General features: G+C 41.4%; 20 protein-coding genes. 1 reads left to right on the top strand and 19 read right to left on the bottom strand.

Annotated features, from left to right (window positions below; genetic code table 11):
• Positions 1 to 82: 82 nt before the first annotated feature.
• The 15 genes from ACFWMP_RS01390 to ACFWMP_RS01460 all read right to left on the bottom strand — a co-directional run bounded on the left by ACFWMP_RS01390 (position 83) and on the right by ACFWMP_RS01460 (position 13,721).
• The gene (locus ACFWMP_RS01390; RefSeq protein ID WP_379421734.1) at positions 83 to 1,057 is read right to left on the bottom strand and encodes an ROK family protein; all 975 of its coding nucleotides are present in this window, start codon (positions 1,055 to 1,057) and stop codon (positions 83 to 85) included.
• A 106-nt stretch (positions 1,058 to 1,163) separates the two neighbouring features.
• Positions 1,164 to 2,672, bottom strand: coding sequence for a MocR-like pyridoxine biosynthesis transcription factor PdxR (pdxR, locus tag ACFWMP_RS01395; RefSeq protein ID WP_042187790.1), 1,509 nt, complete (start codon positions 2,670 to 2,672; stop codon positions 1,164 to 1,166).
• Positions 2,673 to 2,705: 33 nt separating this feature from the next.
• Positions 2,706 to 3,017 carry an AzlD domain-containing protein gene (locus ACFWMP_RS01400; RefSeq protein ID WP_042187788.1) on the bottom strand — a complete coding sequence of 104 codons (312 nt, stop codon included), beginning with the start codon at positions 3,015 to 3,017 and terminating at the stop codon, positions 2,706 to 2,708.
• Positions 3,014 to 3,757, bottom strand: a complete 744-nt coding sequence (locus tag ACFWMP_RS01405; protein ID WP_379421735.1) for an AzlC family ABC transporter permease — start codon at positions 3,755 to 3,757, stop codon at positions 3,014 to 3,016. Before ACFWMP_RS01405 ends, ACFWMP_RS01400 begins: the two co-directional genes overlap by 4 nt.
• Positions 3,758 to 3,904: 147 nt before the next feature.
• Complete coding sequence (locus ACFWMP_RS01410; RefSeq protein ID WP_379421736.1) at positions 3,905 to 5,008, bottom strand: PRK06851 family protein; 1,104 nt, start codon at positions 5,006 to 5,008, stop codon at positions 3,905 to 3,907.
• 91 nt (positions 5,009 to 5,099) lie between these two features.
• The gene (locus tag ACFWMP_RS01415; protein WP_379421737.1) at positions 5,100 to 5,555 is read right to left on the bottom strand and encodes an NUDIX hydrolase; all 456 of its coding nucleotides are present in this window, start codon (positions 5,553 to 5,555) and stop codon (positions 5,100 to 5,102) included.
• Positions 5,556 to 5,707: 152 nt separating this feature from the next.
• Positions 5,708 to 6,328 carry a thermonuclease family protein gene (locus ACFWMP_RS01420; RefSeq protein ID WP_379421738.1) on the bottom strand — a complete coding sequence of 207 codons (621 nt, stop codon included), beginning with the start codon at positions 6,326 to 6,328 and terminating at the stop codon, positions 5,708 to 5,710.
• A gap of 171 nt (positions 6,329 to 6,499) precedes the next feature.
• Positions 6,500 to 7,678 carry an MFS transporter gene (locus tag ACFWMP_RS01425; RefSeq protein ID WP_379421739.1) on the bottom strand — a complete coding sequence of 393 codons (1,179 nt, stop codon included), beginning with the start codon at positions 7,676 to 7,678 and terminating at the stop codon, positions 6,500 to 6,502.
• A gap of 82 nt (positions 7,679 to 7,760) precedes the next feature.
• Positions 7,761 to 8,072, bottom strand: coding sequence for an ArsR/SmtB family transcription factor (locus ACFWMP_RS01430; protein WP_060624147.1), 312 nt, complete (start codon positions 8,070 to 8,072; stop codon positions 7,761 to 7,763).
• 47 nt (positions 8,073 to 8,119) lie between these two features.
• Entirely contained in the window at positions 8,120 to 9,073 is a 954-nt protein-coding gene (mraY, locus tag ACFWMP_RS01435; RefSeq protein WP_379421740.1) for a phospho-N-acetylmuramoyl-pentapeptide-transferase, read from the bottom strand.
• Positions 9,074 to 9,394: 321 nt separating this feature from the next.
• Positions 9,395 to 10,024 carry a hypothetical protein gene (locus ACFWMP_RS01440; RefSeq protein ID WP_379421741.1) on the bottom strand — a complete coding sequence of 210 codons (630 nt, stop codon included), beginning with the start codon at positions 10,022 to 10,024 and terminating at the stop codon, positions 9,395 to 9,397.
• A gap of 114 nt (positions 10,025 to 10,138) precedes the next feature.
• On the bottom strand, positions 10,139 to 10,882 hold the full coding sequence (locus tag ACFWMP_RS01445; protein WP_179085851.1) for an ABC transporter permease: 744 nt from the start codon (positions 10,880 to 10,882) through the stop codon (positions 10,139 to 10,141).
• A gap of 48 nt (positions 10,883 to 10,930) precedes the next feature.
• Entirely contained in the window at positions 10,931 to 11,680 is a 750-nt protein-coding gene (locus ACFWMP_RS01450; RefSeq protein WP_042193809.1) for an ABC transporter permease, read from the bottom strand.
• A gap of 127 nt (positions 11,681 to 11,807) precedes the next feature.
• A complete protein-coding gene (locus ACFWMP_RS01455) occupies positions 11,808 to 12,863 on the bottom strand; it encodes an ABC transporter ATP-binding protein (protein ID WP_042187774.1) in 1,056 nt (351 codons plus the stop codon).
• 78 nt (positions 12,864 to 12,941) lie between these two features.
• Positions 12,942 to 13,721, bottom strand: coding sequence for a GTP cyclohydrolase II (locus tag ACFWMP_RS01460; RefSeq protein WP_042187772.1), 780 nt, complete (start codon positions 13,719 to 13,721; stop codon positions 12,942 to 12,944).
• A 193-nt stretch (positions 13,722 to 13,914) separates the two neighbouring features.
• Here ACFWMP_RS01460 and catR point away from each other — a divergent pair, with 193 nt between their 5' ends.
• Complete coding sequence (gene catR, locus ACFWMP_RS01465) at positions 13,915 to 14,241, top strand: catDE operon transcriptional regulator CatR (RefSeq protein ID WP_042127276.1); 327 nt, start codon at positions 13,915 to 13,917, stop codon at positions 14,239 to 14,241.
• Between the two features lie 91 nt (positions 14,242 to 14,332).
• Here catR and ACFWMP_RS01470 read toward each other — a convergent pair whose 3' ends face one another.
• From ACFWMP_RS01470 to ACFWMP_RS01485, 4 genes are read right to left on the bottom strand one after another with little or no spacing between them, the layout of a single operon-like run.
• On the bottom strand, positions 14,333 to 15,217 hold the full coding sequence (locus tag ACFWMP_RS01470) for an ABC transporter permease subunit (RefSeq protein WP_042187770.1): 885 nt from the start codon (positions 15,215 to 15,217) through the stop codon (positions 14,333 to 14,335).
• Positions 15,214 to 16,176 (bottom strand): ABC transporter ATP-binding protein, encoded by a 963-nt coding sequence (locus tag ACFWMP_RS01475; protein WP_042187768.1) that lies wholly within the window; start codon positions 16,174 to 16,176, stop codon positions 15,214 to 15,216. Before ACFWMP_RS01475 ends, ACFWMP_RS01470 begins: the two co-directional genes overlap by 4 nt.
• On the bottom strand, positions 16,173 to 17,294 hold the full coding sequence (locus ACFWMP_RS01480) for a hypothetical protein (RefSeq protein ID WP_379421742.1): 1,122 nt from the start codon (positions 17,292 to 17,294) through the stop codon (positions 16,173 to 16,175). Before ACFWMP_RS01480 ends, ACFWMP_RS01475 begins: the two co-directional genes overlap by 4 nt.
• Before the next feature lie 53 nt (positions 17,295 to 17,347).
• Positions 17,348 to 17,866 carry a sigma-70 family RNA polymerase sigma factor gene (locus tag ACFWMP_RS01485; protein ID WP_379421743.1) on the bottom strand — a complete coding sequence of 173 codons (519 nt, stop codon included), beginning with the start codon at positions 17,864 to 17,866 and terminating at the stop codon, positions 17,348 to 17,350.
• Positions 17,867 to 17,933: the final 67 nt, after the last annotated feature.

Below are 17,933 nucleotides of genomic sequence, written 5' to 3' on the forward strand. Positions count from 1 at the left end.
CACCTCCACGGATTTTACTACTGTTGTATTCCGGGCGGCTCCATCTGGTTCCAGTTCATACTAATTTAACAATTATTTTTAGCTATTCTGCTTCTTTAAGCTTACTATATGCATAAGAGGCCGCACCAATAGTTCCAGCCCGACTCCCTAGCGAAGCTTGAACAATTTCACACTTACTGCCAGATAGCTTCAACGCATGCTGACTTACAGTTTCTCTTACAGGTTGGAGCAACTTATCACCCGCTGCTGCCATCCCCCCACCTACAATAATAAGATCAGGGTTGAGCATATTCACTACATTCGCTAATCCAAAGCCAAGTATAGTCCCCGTCTCCTGCATGACCTCCATAGAGATAGCGTCTCCGAGTTCGTAGGCTTCAGAAATCATTAGCGCGGTAATTTGCTCTTCTTGATCATTAGTCCAGGTCTGAATCATGCTGGTTCGGCCTTCCTTCAGCTTCTCTTTAAAAGTGTTCACCATGCCAAGCGCGGAGACATATCGTCCTAAGCAGCCCGAGCTCCCACATTTACAAGGTCGTCCGTTCCTGTACATATTCATGTGCCCAATTTCACCAGCGCTATAAGACGTGCCGTAGATTACTTTCCCGTTGTTCACAATACCCGATCCTAAACCCGTTCCCAAAGTAATCAGAACTAGATTGTTATAACCTCTGCCTGCACCTTGCTGCCATTCTCCATACAGATTAACCCTTACATCGTTATCAATGAAAATAGGGAAATCATAAAACTTCTTCATCACGTCAACAACATGTACTTGCTCCCACCCCGGAAAATTAGGCGAGAAAAAAGAAATGCCCGCTACCGGATCAAGTAATCCGGGCACTCCGATTCCCATACCTTCTACTAAATCTAACGAAATATCCGCTTCAACCGTAATCAAACGTACAGCTTCTCTAATCCGTTCCAGCACATGTAACGGGCCTTTGGCTGCCTCTGTAGGTGTAGATATTTCTTTTACAGCTATAAAATCGAAATCGTAAATTCCTGCTTTGATATTCGTTCCACCGAGATCAATTCCTATAATGTAGCGTTTCATAAGAACCTCCAGAATTAGAAATAACTTCACCTTTTATTATGAATGTCTGAAGGCTGAAACTATAGAGGGAACATACAAGTTATATGATAAAGTTCCAACATTTCTATTACAAATGACTACTACTAACTGTCGCTTCTGCTTCGGCTAACATCAGTCTGTTCACACCCATCTTAATCTGATTCTCAGTAAGATTAGAATAGCCTAGTAGAAACACAGGTCCCTTAGGTTTACTCTCCAGAAAATAAGAAGATGCAGGATATACACGAACTCCGTAATGGAGCGCCACTTCAGCTATACGATTCTCTTCGGCATCCGACTCCAGCTCAATCAGTAAGTGCAGCCCCGCTTCCTCGCCATAATATCGCACACGACTCCCAAATTCAGTATTCAAGCTATTTACGAGACAGGCTCTACGTGAAGCATACAGCTTACCCATCTGTGTAATATGCCTTGCATAGTGACCATTCTGTATAAATTCAGCTAACGCTTCCTGATCCAAAGCAGAAGACATGCGATCTGTAATCCATTTAACGGCCAAAAAAGGTTGAAGCAAAGCCGGAGGCAATACAACATAACCTATCCGCAGAGAAGGAAATAATACTTTACTAAAGCTGCCTACATAAATGACTCGACCCTCAACATCTAGACCAGCAAGCGCGGATAATTTCGGACCCTCGTACCTATATTCACTGTCATAATCGTCTTCAATAATAAAAGCATGATTAGCTTTCGCCCAATCCAACAGCTGAACTCTTCGTTTCAAGGACAGTGTCGTCCCAAAAGGGAACTGGTGAGAAGGCGTAACATAGACTAGCTTTGGCGATTTTTTAAGATTACCTTCTTTATCGTTATCACTGTTTGTCTGGATCTCTTCCACACAGATGCCATCTTGATCTACTTTAACAGGTATGACCTCTACCCCAGCAAAAGAAAATATTTCACGCACAACGCTATGTGATGGATCTTCAACAATGACTTGATCACCTTTAAATAAGAAAATCCTCGATAAAATATCAAGAGCTTGCGTAGCTCCAGAAGTAATCACGATTTGTTCTGGAACAACGGGCATAGACCGCGTGGAACGTAATAAACGAGCAATTTCTCTGCGTAGTCCCAGTGAACCCTCCGCAGGGCCATAGCCTAAAGTATCCGGTGAAGCGCGGCGGCAAGCATTCATTAGAGCTTTTTGCCATTGATCCATAGGAAACGCATCCCAAGCAGGTACACCATGTCGAAAATCGCAAAATACCGGGTTCAAATGATCAACTTCTCTAGTAGCAGGAGGATTAAGCGTAAGGATATCAGGTCCCTTCGTTATAAAATTGTAAGGGCTCTCATAATCTTTTGTAATTTTCTCCTCTAACGTCAACTCCGCAATAAACGTTCCCGCCCCTTTTCTCATCTCCAGATACCCTTCTGCCTGTAGTAGCTCATAGGATTGAAGGACCACGCTTCTGGATACTCCAAGCTGATTGGCCAAAGTTCTAGACGGAGGCAGGGGGTCCCCCCCGCTTAAAGCTCCTGAATGGATAGCATTTCGAACTTGCTCGTAAATTTGACGGCTAAATGGTATCTGTCGTTCTTTATCGAGTGTGATCAGCAAATCATGCTTCATAAGAGGTCCTCCCCTTCTGTTCCGACTTTTGATTTAAAAATATAGGGTTAGCATTTTTACGAGTATTGCTGCGGAAACAGAGCCTAGAATCACGAAGAGCAGCGGAATTTTTCTAATTAATACCAGTATAACAGCGACAGTCCCTGATGCGATACCCACAAGATTAACATCTGGGTCTACCTGAATGATTCCAGGTACCGTTAACGCACTAAGTACCGCTATGGGCAAATACTCCAGTAGCGCTTGGACTTTGGAAGAACCATTCGTATGGTTCGTAAGCAGTAAAGGCACAAAACGAAATAAAAATGTAATAACAGCCATACCTATGATGATTAATATAGTCATATGGATACCCCCTTCTCCGCTTTGACTTGCCCTTTAATTAAGGAACCCACTGCCATGCCGATCAACATAGCTATAAGAATCGATGAGTTTCCCAGCAAAGGGTTCAGTAGCCAAGATGATCCTGCAGCTGATATACATATAGCCATATTCCGTAAGCTGCCTTTCAATTGAGGTACAACAAGTGCAATTAGTAAGGCATATAATGACGTGTTTAGCGCCGGTAAATATAAAGCTGGGATATAGGAGGCAAGGGTGATCCCCGAAGCTGTTGCTATCAGGTTAGCGACATAGGGAGTAATTTGTAGGCCTAGCAGATAAGGAAGTCCTAAGGGCTGGTTCATTTTTTCATTCTCCGTTTTACGATTTACTCCTTCTCGAGGGATCATACTAACGGCATATACCTCTTCTGTTAAACTGAAGCCAATCCAAGTTCTCGCTAGTACACTGATGTTACGATTTAACTGCCCTCCAAAGGATAAGCTGATAAACAAATATCTTAAGTTAATGATCAGAGTAAGCAGTAAAATCACTGGAGCGGCTGCTCCTGCGGCAAGCATTTTTACACCGATAAATTGACTAGCCCCCGCAAATACGAGCGCTGACAATAAGAATACTTCCAGACTTTCTAGACCTAACCCCTTACCGACCAATCCAAACGTAAAGCAAGCTGGGATAAATCCTGCAACAATTGCGATAGAATCTTTTAGCCCTGTTCTAAACATTACTTTTTGATCATTCATAAGCTTCTCTCCCTTATCGTTGTTACTAGAGAGAGCATACTTGGATACAGTTCCAGTGGAAATAACCACATTGGTGCGTATGTACCATACCAATTTCTTTTCTCACAAAAAAAGACCGCCCTCTAGAGAGCGATCTTAAATGTAGGTTTAAACCTCCAGTGGACTTTCAACAATCTCGTTGATTTCCTCTAAAATCTGCGATTTAATCTGGTCTACACGATCAAAATTCAGGGTAGAAGTATAGATTTGCTTTAATGCAACTAGGAATACTTTTGCGTCTGTAAGATGTTGTGTGGATTGCTTCATGGTACTCGAATATCGCTCTTTAATGCCGGCAATAGCTTCGGAATATTCTTCATCTGTACCAGGCAGTATACAGCGGGAATACATATCGACGATCTCGTCGGTTGCCCGATCTGGGTAGTACTCGTGTGGAGCCGTACTATCAAAAATAGCAAAGCCAAGCTCACGCACAATAATCATATCAAGGCTATTTGGATCGAAGCCACAGTGGTAAAATTCAACATCGAAACCACGTTTGATGCCTTCAGCCGCTATTTTCTTCAACAATGTAGATTTTCCGGAGCCCGCACGTCCTTTAACCAGATATCTTTTTAGTCCTGAGGTTAGATTAGGAACAAAATCCACAGCCCCCTTAGGCGTCGCCGCACCTAAAAAACGATGATCTACCCGGCTGGATTTATCAGATTTCTGATCACCATACAAAAGCTTAATATACTCCTGTGTCAGCTCATCAGCTGCTTGAAAATCCATTTTCGCGATATAAATTGCTTCCCATTCGTCATGAATGCGAAGAGCTTCAGCAAAGCCAGCATAAGCCAATTCATGTTCTTGTTTAATGGCTCCGACTAAATTATCGATTTCCAACTTCTGCTGACACAACTGGAACTGATCAGCGGCCTGCTCCAAATCTACGAATACGATGGACTCTTCAGGCAGTTCAGGGTTTATTACTCGCGGAGCTGTTCCATCCACAATTCCTATATTTAATTTGGGAATAATCACACCGTCGAATGAATCGTTATCTGATGCAGTGTGGATGAACCAGATCTCATAACCTTGTTGATTCAACTGCTCTCCAATTTCTCTAATCAGTTTGGTCTGCCCCGTACCTGGGCCTCCTTTTAAAACATATAGACGCGTTAAACTTTGCAATGACGACTCATAGAGGCTGTAAAAGCCGTGAGCCGTATTCCCGCCAGCAAAGAAATTGAGGATTGTTCCGTTCATAATCGCACACCTTTCCGGGCTAATGTCATGGTTCATATTTCATCGTATTATGGTTCCCTGGGAAAGGTGACACTTTAAGTGAGATGTGGTCTTACTTCATAAAATGATCCATAAATCTCTTAATGACTGGAACATCAGGAGGTGATAACTCGCTAGGCAATTCTCCATAATTAAAAAAACGGACTTCTTGCACTTCAATTCCATCTTCTTTATGCGCACCGTCAAATTCTGTACATAGATAAGCGGCTACAACATTATATACTTCATCACCGTTTGGATATTTGTAATAAAGCTCTTGTCCAGAAAACATGTCGAACAATTCAAGTCCTCTGGCTTGTAAACCTGTCTCCTCAAAAAGTTCCCTTTTAGCAACCTCTTCCAAAGTCTCCCCAAGCTCCATCGAGCCACCTGGCAACCCCCAGCAACCGTTGTCCGTTCTACGTTGTAATAGTAATTGCTGCTCGCTACACAACAAAACACAGGCTCCTGCCATAATAAGCGGCATGGTACCTACTTGTTTTCTTAGCTCCATAATATAATTGCTCATTACACAGCATCCTTTTCCTTAATGACTTGTATTTTTTTGTTCATCCCCAAATATAATCATAGGAATCATACCACAATATTACATTTATAACATTCGAAAGCAAATAAAAAAGCTACCTCATGGTAGCTCTATAAATCCTGATTACTAGATAATCATTTCGTTTTTGGAACATGAAAACCATTGTTTTGCGCGTAATTTTCAATACTCCAGATGCCGATTCCCTGCTCTCTTGCTTTATCCTGAATAGCTCTAAATTGATCTACGTATTTCGTATTAGGTGCAAATACATATGCCACACGTGCATAACCCTGCTCTAGCAGAAGCTCATTAAACATTTTGCCATCAATATAGAGATAACAGAGTAGACGACCATATTTATCTCGTTCTGATACATCTAGTTCAATTTGCACATCTTTATTGGTAAGCATCTTTTTGGCATAATCAGAGGCTTCTATCGAAAATGGCTGTGGCTCAGGAACGTTCGGATTAACGGATTCAGGGGTATCGACTAGTAGCAAGCGTACTGTTTCTTTTTTACCGTCGATAGTCAGCTTCATGGTGTCACCATCAACTACCCGTGTTACCTTAGCATCTAATAAACGTCTGTTATCCTCTTGTGTATTCTTTGCCGTAGCATCAGATTTAGGGCTAGGACTTGTTGTTATAGATGGAGCTTGATCTGGAGTAGACTGCTCGGCGAAAGTGCAAGCGGTAGCTGTTCCGAGTATGAGGGTGATGGCTAAGCAGATTTTTAATAGATACGTTTTACTCATGGTTAAACCTCTTTCTTATACATATGTAATAGCTTCATGGGGTCTAATTAAAATAAATCAAAATAGTAAAAAACACAAGTTTGTAATATTTAATATAGAAAACAACGACAGCTATGTACCAGAAAAATAAGATACATGGCTGTCGCCGTTTTAATAAATTCATAATCTCCGTTAATCACCCAGCTTAGCTTCTGCTACGTTTAAGTTGGAAATTTTTATTTTGATTATGATCGATAAGAAAGCAAACAGGGAAAACATAATTCCGATCCAGATGAGTTGATGTATTCCTGCATGAGAAATAAACCAACCACCGATAGCAGTCCCTATAGTAATTCCAAGATTGGAAAATGAAATAAACAAGCTGTTACCGAATTCGGGAGCTTCTTTCGCCTCGGTCGTTAACCATGCTTGACTGACAATGAGTCCGCCGGAATGCCCTGCCCCCCAAATGATTATGATAATAACCATCGGAATGAAATAAGATCCTAGATAATAAACGAAGAGGTAAGTTACCGCATATAGCAGAGGAAACATGATGACGGTCTTTGAAATGCTTTTATGCAAAAGGCCCCCAAATAAAAAATTCCCAAAAATCATGACTATACCAAAGGCCATCAACATGATACTAATCCATGATCCATTCATATGTGTTACTTGTCCAAGATACTCAGCGAAGTAACTATATACAGAAAACATAGCTGCAAAAATAAAAATAACAGTCACAATATTTAACCATAATAGGGGTTTGCGTAGTATACCAAGCTGCTTGCCATAAGACATTTTTTCTTTAACAGGCATGGAAGGAAGCCAAGCGAGTATCCCTAAAAAGGCAATTATACTTACAACAGCACCAAACAGGAAAGCAACTTCTAATGATATTTTGTCCGCAAGATAAGAAGTCAAAGGCACACCAAAAGCAAACCCGACTGTGATTCCGGCGAAAACCTTTGCAACTGCTTTAGTACTCTTTTCTGGTGGGACAAGTTGAGCAGCGGTCACAAGAGCAACTGAAAAAAAGACAGGATGAAAAATAGCAGGGATAATACGAAAAATCAGCATTACTTCAAACATAGTTGTATAAGCGTACACAACATTTGAAATTGCAAAAATAAGTACAGCCGTTAATAGAATAACTTTACGATTGATACCAGAAGCCAGTAATGTTAGAAATGGACCAGAAATGGCAACGACTAAAGCAAATATACTTACAAGCCATCCAGTCTGTGAAGTCGATATATTAAATTTTTGAGTTATCTGCGGTAGAACACCTATAATCCCCATTTCCGTAGTGATAATACCAAATACACCTAAAGCCAAAATAATAATAAGCAACGGGTTAATCTTTTTCATTTTTAAAATAATCCTCCATTTATATTTACATATACAGAATTGTAGATATGTATTATCAAAAAAAAGTCTTCCCTCCTCTCATTTATAGTTTCTGTTTAATATACTCGGAAAATTCCTGAATTGTCTTCTCGTTCCGACGATAGTACGTCCACTTCCCAATTCGCTCAGATTCCAACAAACCAGCTTTTTGCATTGTCAACAAATAACTCGAGATAACAGACTGTGCAAGTCCCGCTTTAGCTTGAATATCTCCCACGCATATTCCAGTTCGAAAACTTAGGCCTTGTTGTAAATAAGGCTTCTCATCAAAGAATTCCTCCGGAGTTTTTAACCACATCATAATCTGACTACGTGTCTCGTTAGACAAAGCTTTAAATATCACTAAAGGTTCCATGCATTTCATTATATCTACTTTTATAGATTTGTAAATGTAAAATTAATTTAGTGCATGAGATATTTCCAAATTAACCAGCAAATCAGTACGGATACCCACGAAATGAAACCGAAAATCATCACGATTTTATTTTCGCTCCATCCGTATTTTAAACTGAAATGGTAATGAATCGGAGCCATTCGGAACAGCCGCAGCTTAGTTCGTTTATAGTACCAAACTTGTAATATGACCGACAACTGCTCCGCAAAATAGACGAAAAACAAAATCGGAATCAAAAGCTCGACCTTCTCAATGACAGCTAAAATGGAAAGGGAACCACCAATCGCTAGTGAACCTGTATCGCCCATAAACGCTCTTGCCGGATAAATATTGTAAAGGAACAGCCCCAGCAGACAGCCAATCATGACAAGGGAAAATGTCTGCACTTCAGGTTTGTCCGAAATCATAAAAAAGAAAAAATACGTTGGAATGGCTACATTGATCAGTAGCCCATCAAGACCGTCCGTAAAATTGATGGCATTTGCGGAGCCCACCACAAACAGCAAAATGATTCCGACATAAAGGTACAAAGGCAATTGCAAATAGTGCCCTTGAAATAACACAATATCGCTCGTCAGACCGAACGATTGGAACAACATATACAAAATGATTCCAGTAAAAATAAATTGTAACACTAGTTTTGAGCGACCGGTGATGCCGGACGGATTTTGCCAAAAAGCCTTTTTGAAATCATCGAGAAATCCGACTGAGCTGAACAACAAAAACGTGACGCATAAGAGTAACATTAGAGGTCCGGGATGAAACTGTAACGAGATCGCTATCCCGATAAGCAGGACCAACCCTGCCATAAGCGGTGTACCACGTTTGGCCTGATGATCCGCTGGTAACTCGGAGCGAATTGGCAGCGTTAGCCTCAGCCTGTGCAGTGTCCAGATCAACAACGGCGTAAATATCGCCACTAGAAGAAAAGACAGGCCGGAAATAGCCATAATTCCAAACATATAACAAACTGCCCCCTCTTTGAAAAACAATATTTTAATATTTCCACTCCAAATACTCTACTCTGGAACCTAACTCACACTCACGAAATTGATTTGAGAGTTATTAAGATCGCTTGAATTATGTAAAGTTTTATCCCTCTCACTTGTATCTTTAGTAAAATGATATATGTAAATAAAACTTTGATAAAGAGAAAGTATTCTGTTTTTATTTCCTATCTTCGCTCCTCATTAAGAAATACTTCCGATCAATAAATAAAGGACTGCCTATCGGCAGCCCTTCATTTATTTCGCATCCCCCTTTGTTTCAAAATCGATAATTACCTAAGAGTCTAGCTCTGCTAACTCCTGAAGGATTTTCTCAATATCACCATCAGGATTTAACGCTTTAATCATCTCTTTCGTAATAGCTGCACCCTCATAAACTTGTGCAACAACCTCTAAGGGGAGTGTGAGTTCAAAATAACCTTCGGCAAATTCCACAAAATCCTCAGCTGTGCGGAAAATAGTTCCTAGCAAAAAGTCCGAACCATCTTCTGTCCCCGCTGGAATCTCTACCTTCCCCTTTTGCCACGTCAAGTCATTATTTTCACGCCAAAAACAAAAAGTAACATCATCCTTTGTTATCGCCTCATCTTCCAGTAAAGACAATAGTGAGGTCGGGACTTCTTCATAGATTCCTGGCCAAACTTCATGTTCGTCGCGCGCATATGGACTTACTTCTGACTCATGATCAAATCCTTTAATTATCGTTCCTTGAGGTGAAAAAATAATAAACAAATGATCACCTGATCCATTGTCAATCGATGCTAAGGAAACATTCTTATCGAATTCAGAAACAAAACTATGATAGCGAAGCCATTCCTCTGGACATAGGACAATATTTAGAGAAGCAAGTATTTTCATGAGTTTTTTTAAGTTTTCGGGTGATGGTAAAATATTTAACACATTCATTTATGATTCCTCCCCATTGTAGTTATTAATGATTTTAGCATATTCATGAATTAGGAGTGAAAAAAAAGACTACCCGAAGGTAGCCTTTCCAACTTAAGAAGACACTAACTTAGCTTAAGATCCCGCGCCCTTATATCTTCTAACCCCATAACTCCAAGCTAACAGACCAATCCCAAGGAATATCGCACCTACAACAGGTGTCATCAGCGCCAGGCTCGTCATTTCTTCACGCTGCAGGAAGAGCGCTGCTGGATAAACTCCGACGAATGCAAACGGGATAATCCAAGTTAGAAGTACCTGAATAGCACGATTGTAAATCGTTACCGGATAACGGCCATAGGTCTGAATATTGTACATTAGAGGAAGAATACCCGTTGGTGCATCGGAATAGAAAGACAATGAAGTCAATGTTGTATAAATCCCAGTATAGATGGCGACGGCACTTAATGTAAGAATGATCAGAGCCGGTATCGTCCACCATTCAAAGGGAAGACCCAGATTACTACCACTGATGGCCATAATAATAATACCTATGAATGAGCCCATTAGTGCTGGTGGATCAACATTTTCCAAGAAGATCTGGAACAGATTATGCGCCGGACGTGTCAAAATACGGTCCATCTCACCTTTGACGATATAACGCTCACTAAATCCCCATAGATTCACAAAACAACTAAACACCCCAAAAGGCACCATAAAGAACCCATAGACGAACACTACTTCGTTCTGATTCCAGCCGCCAAGGCTATCCGTATGCATGAAAATTACTAGTATAAAGATAAAGTTTGTAGCCTGAAAGAGCAAATCTGATATGACCTCTACCCAAAAATCGGCGCGATAGGTGAGCCGGGACTTCATATAGTTTTTAATGTATTCAATTAATAATCCAAGGTAATACACGTTTCCTCAACCTCCCTGCACGAAGAGACGCTGCCGCGCCGCATGATATAACCAGACAATTGGAATCAGTAATGCCAGGAACCAAACGATCTGTATCCCTAGTACATTCCAAATCCCAACCCCTTGCACCCGTCCTGTAAATACAGAACCTGGCAAGTAAGTAATCGCCTGAAACGGCAGCACCTTAAGTATAGAAGATAGCCAGTCAGGAAACAGACTGATCGGCACGATCAGACCAGAGAACAGATCAACAATTACCCGCTTCATACGCATCATGCCCTCATTATTCTCAACAAAGAAAGCCGAGAGCCCAGTAATAATATTGATCTGTGAATTAATCAAAAAGCTGAAAAAGAGCATTACAAGAAAACCCGCCCAAGCAGATGGTGCTGTCGGTAATTGAACCGGGAACAACAACATCGCTATAGCCATACCCGGAATCATAAACAAGAGGAAGCGGAACATTCCCTCTCCGAGTCCTTGCATCATTTTGACTAAGACATAGTTATAAGGCCTTATAAACTGGATAGCGATACTTCCGTCTCGTATATCCGTAGAGATCTCGCGATCTAGATTATTAAAATAAAACGCACGAGCCATCCAAGAAACAGCGACATAAGACGTCATTTGCGTTGCGGTAAAGCCACCAAGTGAATCCCCATTACCATAGATGGCCATCCATGTGAAATAGTTAACCCCGATATTCAGTGAATAGATAAGAATACCTGAGTAGTAGTTAATCCGATAAGCAAGCATGGTAAGGAACCGGATCCGTATAAAATCTAAGTACGCCCCAAATAGTAATCTACGACTATTCTCTGGAGGACCACCTGAAGACGAACCTCCTGAGGACGAAGACATAGCTGTTGCAGCATTAAGCTTATCAGACATGTAAAGCCTCTCTTTCATCCTTCAGAGCGGCAGCTTGTTTCTCTGGTTTATCCGCAGACCCGGATTGATAAATACTGCGAACAATATCGTCCGTATTCGTCTCAATGATTTTGATATCAGTAATGTCGGCTTTCCCTACTACCCGTCCCAAAACATCGGATACATTTATATCCAGCGGTATCCAAACCGATGCTCCAAGATCGTTGTCTGCAGACCAAGTAACCGGCATCCCTTCAGTCCAAAGCTCAAGCAATTGCCGTTTCGTTGCATTTCCGAATTGAAATTGAACTTCACGTCCGGTTCCCCAGCGCTGTTTCAGATCTTCTAGGCCGCCGTCATAAATAATTCGACCATCGTCAAGCATAATCACCCGCGAGCAAAGGGCTTCAATATCTTGCAGATCATGTGTAGTCAACAGTATGGTTGTTCCATGCTCACGGTTCATATCTTTAAGGAATTCACGGATCTCTGACTTCACCACAATATCTAAACCAATGGTTGGCTCGTCCAGAAATACAATCGAAGGGTTATGAAGTAATGCTGCGACTAATTCACAACGCATCCGCTGACCGAGACTGAGCTTACGAACAGGACGATTCAGTAGTTCTTGCAACTGCAATCGTTCGACTAATTCATCCAGCCGTTTCTTGAAGTCTTGTTCAGATACCCGGTATACCTTGCGCAGCAGCTGGAAGGATTCAATGACCCCAATGTCCCACCATAGCTGGCTGCGTTGCCCGAACACCACACCTATATTTTTCACAAATTTCTCGCGCTCCAAATAAGGAACATAACCACCCACCGTAAGATTTCCTGAAGTTGGTACGAGAATACCCGTGAGCATTTTGATCGTGGTTGATTTCCCAGCACCGTTCTCGCCGATGTAACCACAAATCTCACCTTCGGGAATGGAAAAGGAAATATCCTTCACGGCAGTTACTTCCGTATACTCCCTTTTAAACAAATCAGCGAAGGCCCCTTTGAGACCTTCGCGGTTTTTTTGTACTTTGAATGTTTTGCGTAAGTCTTGTACTTGAATAGCAGTCATATTGTACCTCACTAAGCTTAAAGTTGGGTTCCAGTAACCCATTATAATTGAAGAAGTGCAAAAGCACTACCTCAATTTTTACTTAGCCAGTCTTCCTACAATTGGATTCCCTTCTTTCACTGCCTCTAAATGTCCTGAACGAGCCACTTTGGTGCGTAAGTATTTCTCGTTAAAAGAAGATACATCTCCCCACAGCGCTACTCTTTTCACAGCATTCATACCTGCAGTCTTGAGAGCTTCCAGTTTCTTCGGATTGTTAGTAATTAACGTGACTGGTTTTTGACGTAGCTGTTGTAGAACGCTGATCGCTTCTTCATAATTTCTTGAATCATCAGAAAAACCCAGTTCTAAATTAGCCTCAACTGTATCGTATCCTTCTTCTTGTAAAAGATACGCTAAAGATTTGCTAAACAGTCCAATGCCTCTACCCTCATGGTTAGCAAGATAGAATAACGCACCTGAACCGTGTTCGACAATCATTTTCATGGACTGATGCAGTTGGAAGCCACAATCACAACGTTTGCTGCCAAAAATATCGCCGGTATGACAAATGCTGTGCATCCGAATCAATGCTTCATCTGAGCCTTCGAAATCACCATATACTAAAACACTGGATTGCTGACCATCTGCGAGGCTCATGGATGGTAACTTTGAAATCAAAGCGGCTGTTGCTTCACTATTATCACCAAGAAGCTCTGCATCCGTAGTGTTCAGCCAGTTGTACCATTTAAAAGTAACAGTCTCTCCGTCTAAATTCACGGGTAAAGTAATCGGTCCAACTAATATATTTGTACTGTTTTCTAAAGGAATCCGAGTAATTTTATTTTGTAGGATAGAAATAATATCTGGTTTTGTCATGTGTAACACCTTCCTCAATTTCATCTGGTATAGCTATAGCTATACATAAGGATCGAATATTAGTTAAAATATAAGTAACTATTTGTAAGTAAGTTTATCATTGTAATATAACTTCGTCAAGTTATAATATATCTTTAAATATTTATAATTACTTTATGTAAGTTTATGATATAATGAATGTCGAGGTGATATTATGAATGATTTCAACATGTGTCCTCGCTTTGAAAAAGCGGTAGACTTGCTAAGTAAACGTTGGGTCGCGCTGATCGTTTTCGTGCTTATGCCAGGTCCACGTCGTTTTGGCGAAATAGAAAGCTGTCTGTCCAATCTAAGTGGTAAAGTGTTATCTGACCGATTAAAAGAAATGGAAATCGAAGGTATTATTGAGCGAACCGTATATCCAGAAATGCCAGTACGCATTGAGTACTCCCTTACTCCAAAAGGAACCGCGTTGGCTCCTATACTTGGTGAAATTGGAAATTGGTCTACAGACTGGATTGAGCTTGGTGTTACAAATTAATCCGACTTATACTAACTTGAAGAGCCCTTTTTGTTCCGTAAATCCGGCAACAAAAAGGGCATTTTAAGTTCTTCGATATATTGTTAAACTGCTATAGATCCTTCCGTTGAAAACGATACAATCCGATTAAGAACGCGATTAGTGTATAGAAGATCGCATAGACGATAAATGAATTAGATGGGACTGAGGTGAAGTTATCTAACCCAAACAGACTATTGGAAGCGTTAAACATTCCGTTCATTTCGTTAATACTAAACAGTTCAGCAGTCATTCTGCGCTGTAACCCATCTACAGGCATAAGTAAGGACATTATACCCGTCATATTATTTAGAGTGCTGAGTGCTTCGGGCTTAGATAATAAAGAACTACTTACCTTGTCAATCATTCCTCCTAGCCATCCTGCTCCATAAAGCATCGTCATAAAGACTCCATTCCCAAGGGCTGAGAAGAATCCTGAACCCAGCATAGAAACAGTTATTAGCAACGGTACGATGGAAGAAAAGAGCAAAAATGATTTAAATAACGCTAATCCATCTCTTGGAATTGCGGTATGGGCTTGCGTAATTAGCAATATAGAAACAAATAAAATAAGTGCATAACCTATTCCTAGTGTTACATAACCAAGCCAGCGACCTGCGTACCATTTCCAGCGTGGAATTGGTCTTGGAAGCAAGGCTTGCATCACTCCCTGCTCTGCCTCACCTGAAATGGCGGAAAACGAACTAAAAATTGCTAAAAAAGCAATTACAAATGCTCCGAAGAAAAATCCAAACGATAAAATAAATAAACCATTTGTAAAACGAATAAGGAGTTCTTCTCCGCTAGGAAAACTCGATCCGTGAGACATAGAACTTTGCCCGATCGTACCCGCAATAAACCAAAACCCAATAAGAAAGACCACGGTCATAATTAATGTCAGCACCATTACTCTTTTGCGCATCAGTTCTTTCCAGGTCATACCCATTATAATTCTCATTCGTGTTCACCTCTGTGGCTTAGTCCTGATACAGCATTCATAAACCACTCTTCCAGACGTTCTTGCTGATGTGAAACTTCATATAAGGTCATCCCTTGTTCTATAATCAGTGTATTCAGCCAACCCACCTGCTCTTCACTTTCCAGCTCCGCTTCCAACCAAACCCTACTACTGTCTATGGATTCTTCGGTATGGGAAGACACCCGGATCTGCAAGCCTGTCTGATCTTTTAGCCACGACAATAAAATAGGCGCAAAGCCGCCTACTTTAAATCGCCAGCTCATACGCTTGTTTAACACCTCGGACACTTTACCATGCCGGAGAATAACTCCGTTATTAAGTAGCGCCATTCGGTCGCAAAGTACTTCAACATCCTCTAACAGATGAGAGTTTAGAAATATCGTAACCCCTTTTTCTTTTAGATTCTGTAATATACGCCTGACTTCCTGACGTCCGATTGGATCTAGTGCCGATGAGGGCTCATCCAAAAATACGATAGCCGGCTCATTAACAAGTGCACAAGCTAAACCCAGTCTTTGCTGCATTCCCTTAGAGTAATGCTTCACTCGGTCACGTCCGCGCTTACCAATTCCAACCTCATCAAGAAGTTGTGGAATTCTCTTATCTGCCACAGACCGCTGCATTCCGCATAGTCTTGCATGCAGCCTCACTACCTCCTCACCCGTTAGCCATTCCTGATAACGATACAATTCGGGTAAATAACCGATTAGTGATTTAGCTTCTAGCGAACCAATCTTATGCCCGAACAGAGTTCCACTGCCACTTGATGGATGAATAAGACCTACAAGCATTTTTACAAAGGTGCTTTTACCTGCACCGTTAGGGCCGAGGAAGCCAAAGGCTTCCCCTTTCCCTACAGTAATACTTACATTTCGACAACCGCGTCCGTTATCATATTCTTTAGTTAGGGACTTGGCTTCAATTGCTGCAGTACTCATGATTCAATCAGCTCCTGAACCTTGGTGATAAGCTTCTCTTTACTCGAATAGAGCTCACCTGACAAATTGAATAGCTGTCCATCCTGAATCCATGTGGCTTGATATACAGGACCGCGGCTGTATTCATAATTGTCAACTATAACTAAAGTGTCACCCACAGTTATTTGCTCCGTATTTTCACCAGCGATTAACGGCATTGGGATTTCTCCGGATAAGACCCTGCTTTGCATTAAGCTAGTCTTCAAGTAATCTGGGAGCAGTGGGAAATTCATTACAGCTTCCAAAGCCTCTTCCACTTTAATAGAAGGATCAACGTTAAGTACAGGTGCATTCATCTGCGACAGACTTGCCCAGTGTGTTTCGTCAGATGAGAGATTGTAATTCACAAATTCCGGGATATGAAGTGTAATTGGTTTACCGTCAATCGATTCGGGCAGCAGATGTTCTGCTCCAATTTTCTTCAGGGCTTTGTTCACTTCGTCCACTTTCAGATTAAGCGTGATATCTTGTGAAGCACCCACCGTAACTGAATTATGCCCTTCCACTAAAGCAGCGGTTTTCGCTGGATAGCCTAGGGTAGCCTTCAGTTGATCCGCAGGCAACTCACCAATGTAAGCCCCGCTAGCGTTTGTAAACTCACCGAATTGATTAATTGATCGATTAAGTTCACCGTCTTCAGCCACCTGTGTGAAAATATTACGCAGATCACTCTCATGAACAACCGTAACCTGTTCCATCCTGAACTGATTCAGAATGGATGCCATTGCTGTGTTTCCTATTGGGGTCGCGAGTATGACTGCAAAAACAGCTACACTCGCAGCTACAACTCCTAGCTTCCGACGACGGTTCATACGCAGCCGACGCGGACGTTGTACTTTCTTATCATGGGTAGTTACAAGTATGTCCTGTACTACCGTTGGTGTTGACTCTGATTCAAGGTTCTCAAGATTTTCTGGCTGACTTAAGTTAACAGAATCCTCAACTTGGGCTTCCGTATTTTTTCTCCATTTTGTCCATTGAGGATTATAAGGCTCATTCTCTAACTTACTCTGTAGCTTGGCCCAGGCTTCGTCTGTACTTTGCTTATCTTTATCTTGCTTTCCTGAATAGTTATTCATTATTGTACCTCCTGATTTTAAAGATTACTTCTTAACTTCTCCTCAAAAGAAGTCTACTTCGTCTGGGGTATCGCCTTCGTTGCATTTTGTCTTAGTTTCTCTGTCGCTCGGTGAAGCAGGGTCCCTACTACTGGAGGCCTTACTCCAAGCTCTCCCGCGATTTCCACATAACTGTACCCCGAGTAGCGAAGAAGAAGCGCTTGTCTGTCTCTTTCAGGCAATTCATTCAGCCAGATGTGTACATCTTCCTGATCTAGCTTACTAATAATAACTTCTTCACCTGAAGGGGGAGATTCACTAGCATCATAAAGCTGCTCTTGTTTATTCTGCAGTCGCCGTTCCCTTGCTTTTTTGTCCAAATAATCATATCCAATACGAGTAAGGACTCTATGAAGCCAGGCACCCAGCGCTGCTGGATCATCTGGTGGATTACGGTACAATCTCAGAAAAACTTCTTGAGCTAAATCATCAGCCGCCGATTCATCACGTACCAAAGCGGTAAGCTTACGGCGGACAACAGGGTAATGTTCATAAAATATTGTTTTAAAAATTTCAGATTCCGGAATTTCCATCGTGTAAATCCTCCTTATCAGCTGCAGCTATAAGTAAGACGACTGTCAGTACATTTTTGTATCAGAA

The organism is Paenibacillus sp. NPDC058367, assembly GCF_042723305.1.
Classification (GTDB): Bacteria; Bacillota; Bacilli; order Paenibacillales; family Paenibacillaceae; genus Paenibacillus_AQ.

Bases quoted from the DNA above. Each gene is read 5' to 3' on its own strand.
- ACFWMP_RS01420 (WP_379421738.1), bottom strand. From the start codon at position 6,328: ATGAGTAAAACGTATCTATTAAAAATCTGCTTAGCCATCACCCTCATA.
- ACFWMP_RS01480 (WP_379421742.1), bottom strand. From the start codon at position 17,294: ATGAATAACTATTCAGGAAAGCAAGATAAAGATAAGCAAAGTACAGAC.
- ACFWMP_RS01450 (WP_042193809.1), bottom strand. From the start codon at position 11,680: ATGCTTGCTTATCGGATTAACTACTACTCAGGTATTCTTATCTATTCA.
- ACFWMP_RS01445 (WP_179085851.1), bottom strand. From the start codon at position 10,882: ATGAAGTCCCGGCTCACCTATCGCGCCGATTTTTGGGTAGAGGTCATA.
- ACFWMP_RS01470 (WP_042187770.1), bottom strand. From the start codon at position 15,217: ATGAGAATTATAATGGGTATGACCTGGAAAGAACTGATGCGCAAAAGA.
- ACFWMP_RS01415 (WP_379421737.1), bottom strand. From the start codon at position 5,555: ATGAGCAATTATATTATGGAGCTAAGAAAACAAGTAGGTACCATGCCG.
- ACFWMP_RS01405 (WP_379421735.1), bottom strand. From the start codon at position 3,757: ATGAATGATCAAAAAGTAATGTTTAGAACAGGGCTAAAAGATTCTATC.
- mraY (WP_379421740.1), bottom strand. From the start codon at position 9,073: ATGTTTGGAATTATGGCTATTTCCGGCCTGTCTTTTCTTCTAGTGGCG.
- ACFWMP_RS01430 (WP_060624147.1), bottom strand. From the start codon at position 8,072: ATGGAACCTTTAGTGATATTTAAAGCTTTGTCTAACGAGACACGTAGT.
- ACFWMP_RS01390 (WP_379421734.1), bottom strand. From the start codon at position 1,057: ATGAAACGCTACATTATAGGAATTGATCTCGGTGGAACGAATATCAAA.
- ACFWMP_RS01460 (WP_042187772.1), bottom strand. From the start codon at position 13,721: ATGACAAAACCAGATATTATTTCTATCCTACAAAATAAAATTACTCGG.
- ACFWMP_RS01425 (WP_379421739.1), bottom strand. From the start codon at position 7,678: ATGAAAAAGATTAACCCGTTGCTTATTATTATTTTGGCTTTAGGTGTA.
- ACFWMP_RS01400 (WP_042187788.1), bottom strand. From the start codon at position 3,017: ATGACTATATTAATCATCATAGGTATGGCTGTTATTACATTTTTATTT.
- ACFWMP_RS01455 (WP_042187774.1), bottom strand. From the start codon at position 12,863: ATGACTGCTATTCAAGTACAAGACTTACGCAAAACATTCAAAGTACAA.
- ACFWMP_RS01440 (WP_379421741.1), bottom strand. From the start codon at position 10,024: ATGAATGTGTTAAATATTTTACCATCACCCGAAAACTTAAAAAAACTC.
- ACFWMP_RS01475 (WP_042187768.1), bottom strand. From the start codon at position 16,176: ATGAGTACTGCAGCAATTGAAGCCAAGTCCCTAACTAAAGAATATGAT.
- ACFWMP_RS01485 (WP_379421743.1), bottom strand. From the start codon at position 17,866: ATGGAAATTCCGGAATCTGAAATTTTTAAAACAATATTTTATGAACAT.
- catR (WP_042127276.1), top strand. From the start codon at position 13,915: ATGAATGATTTCAACATGTGTCCTCGCTTTGAAAAAGCGGTAGACTTG.
- pdxR (WP_042187790.1), bottom strand. From the start codon at position 2,672: ATGAAGCATGATTTGCTGATCACACTCGATAAAGAACGACAGATACCA.
- ACFWMP_RS01410 (WP_379421736.1), bottom strand. From the start codon at position 5,008: ATGAACGGAACAATCCTCAATTTCTTTGCTGGCGGGAATACGGCTCAC.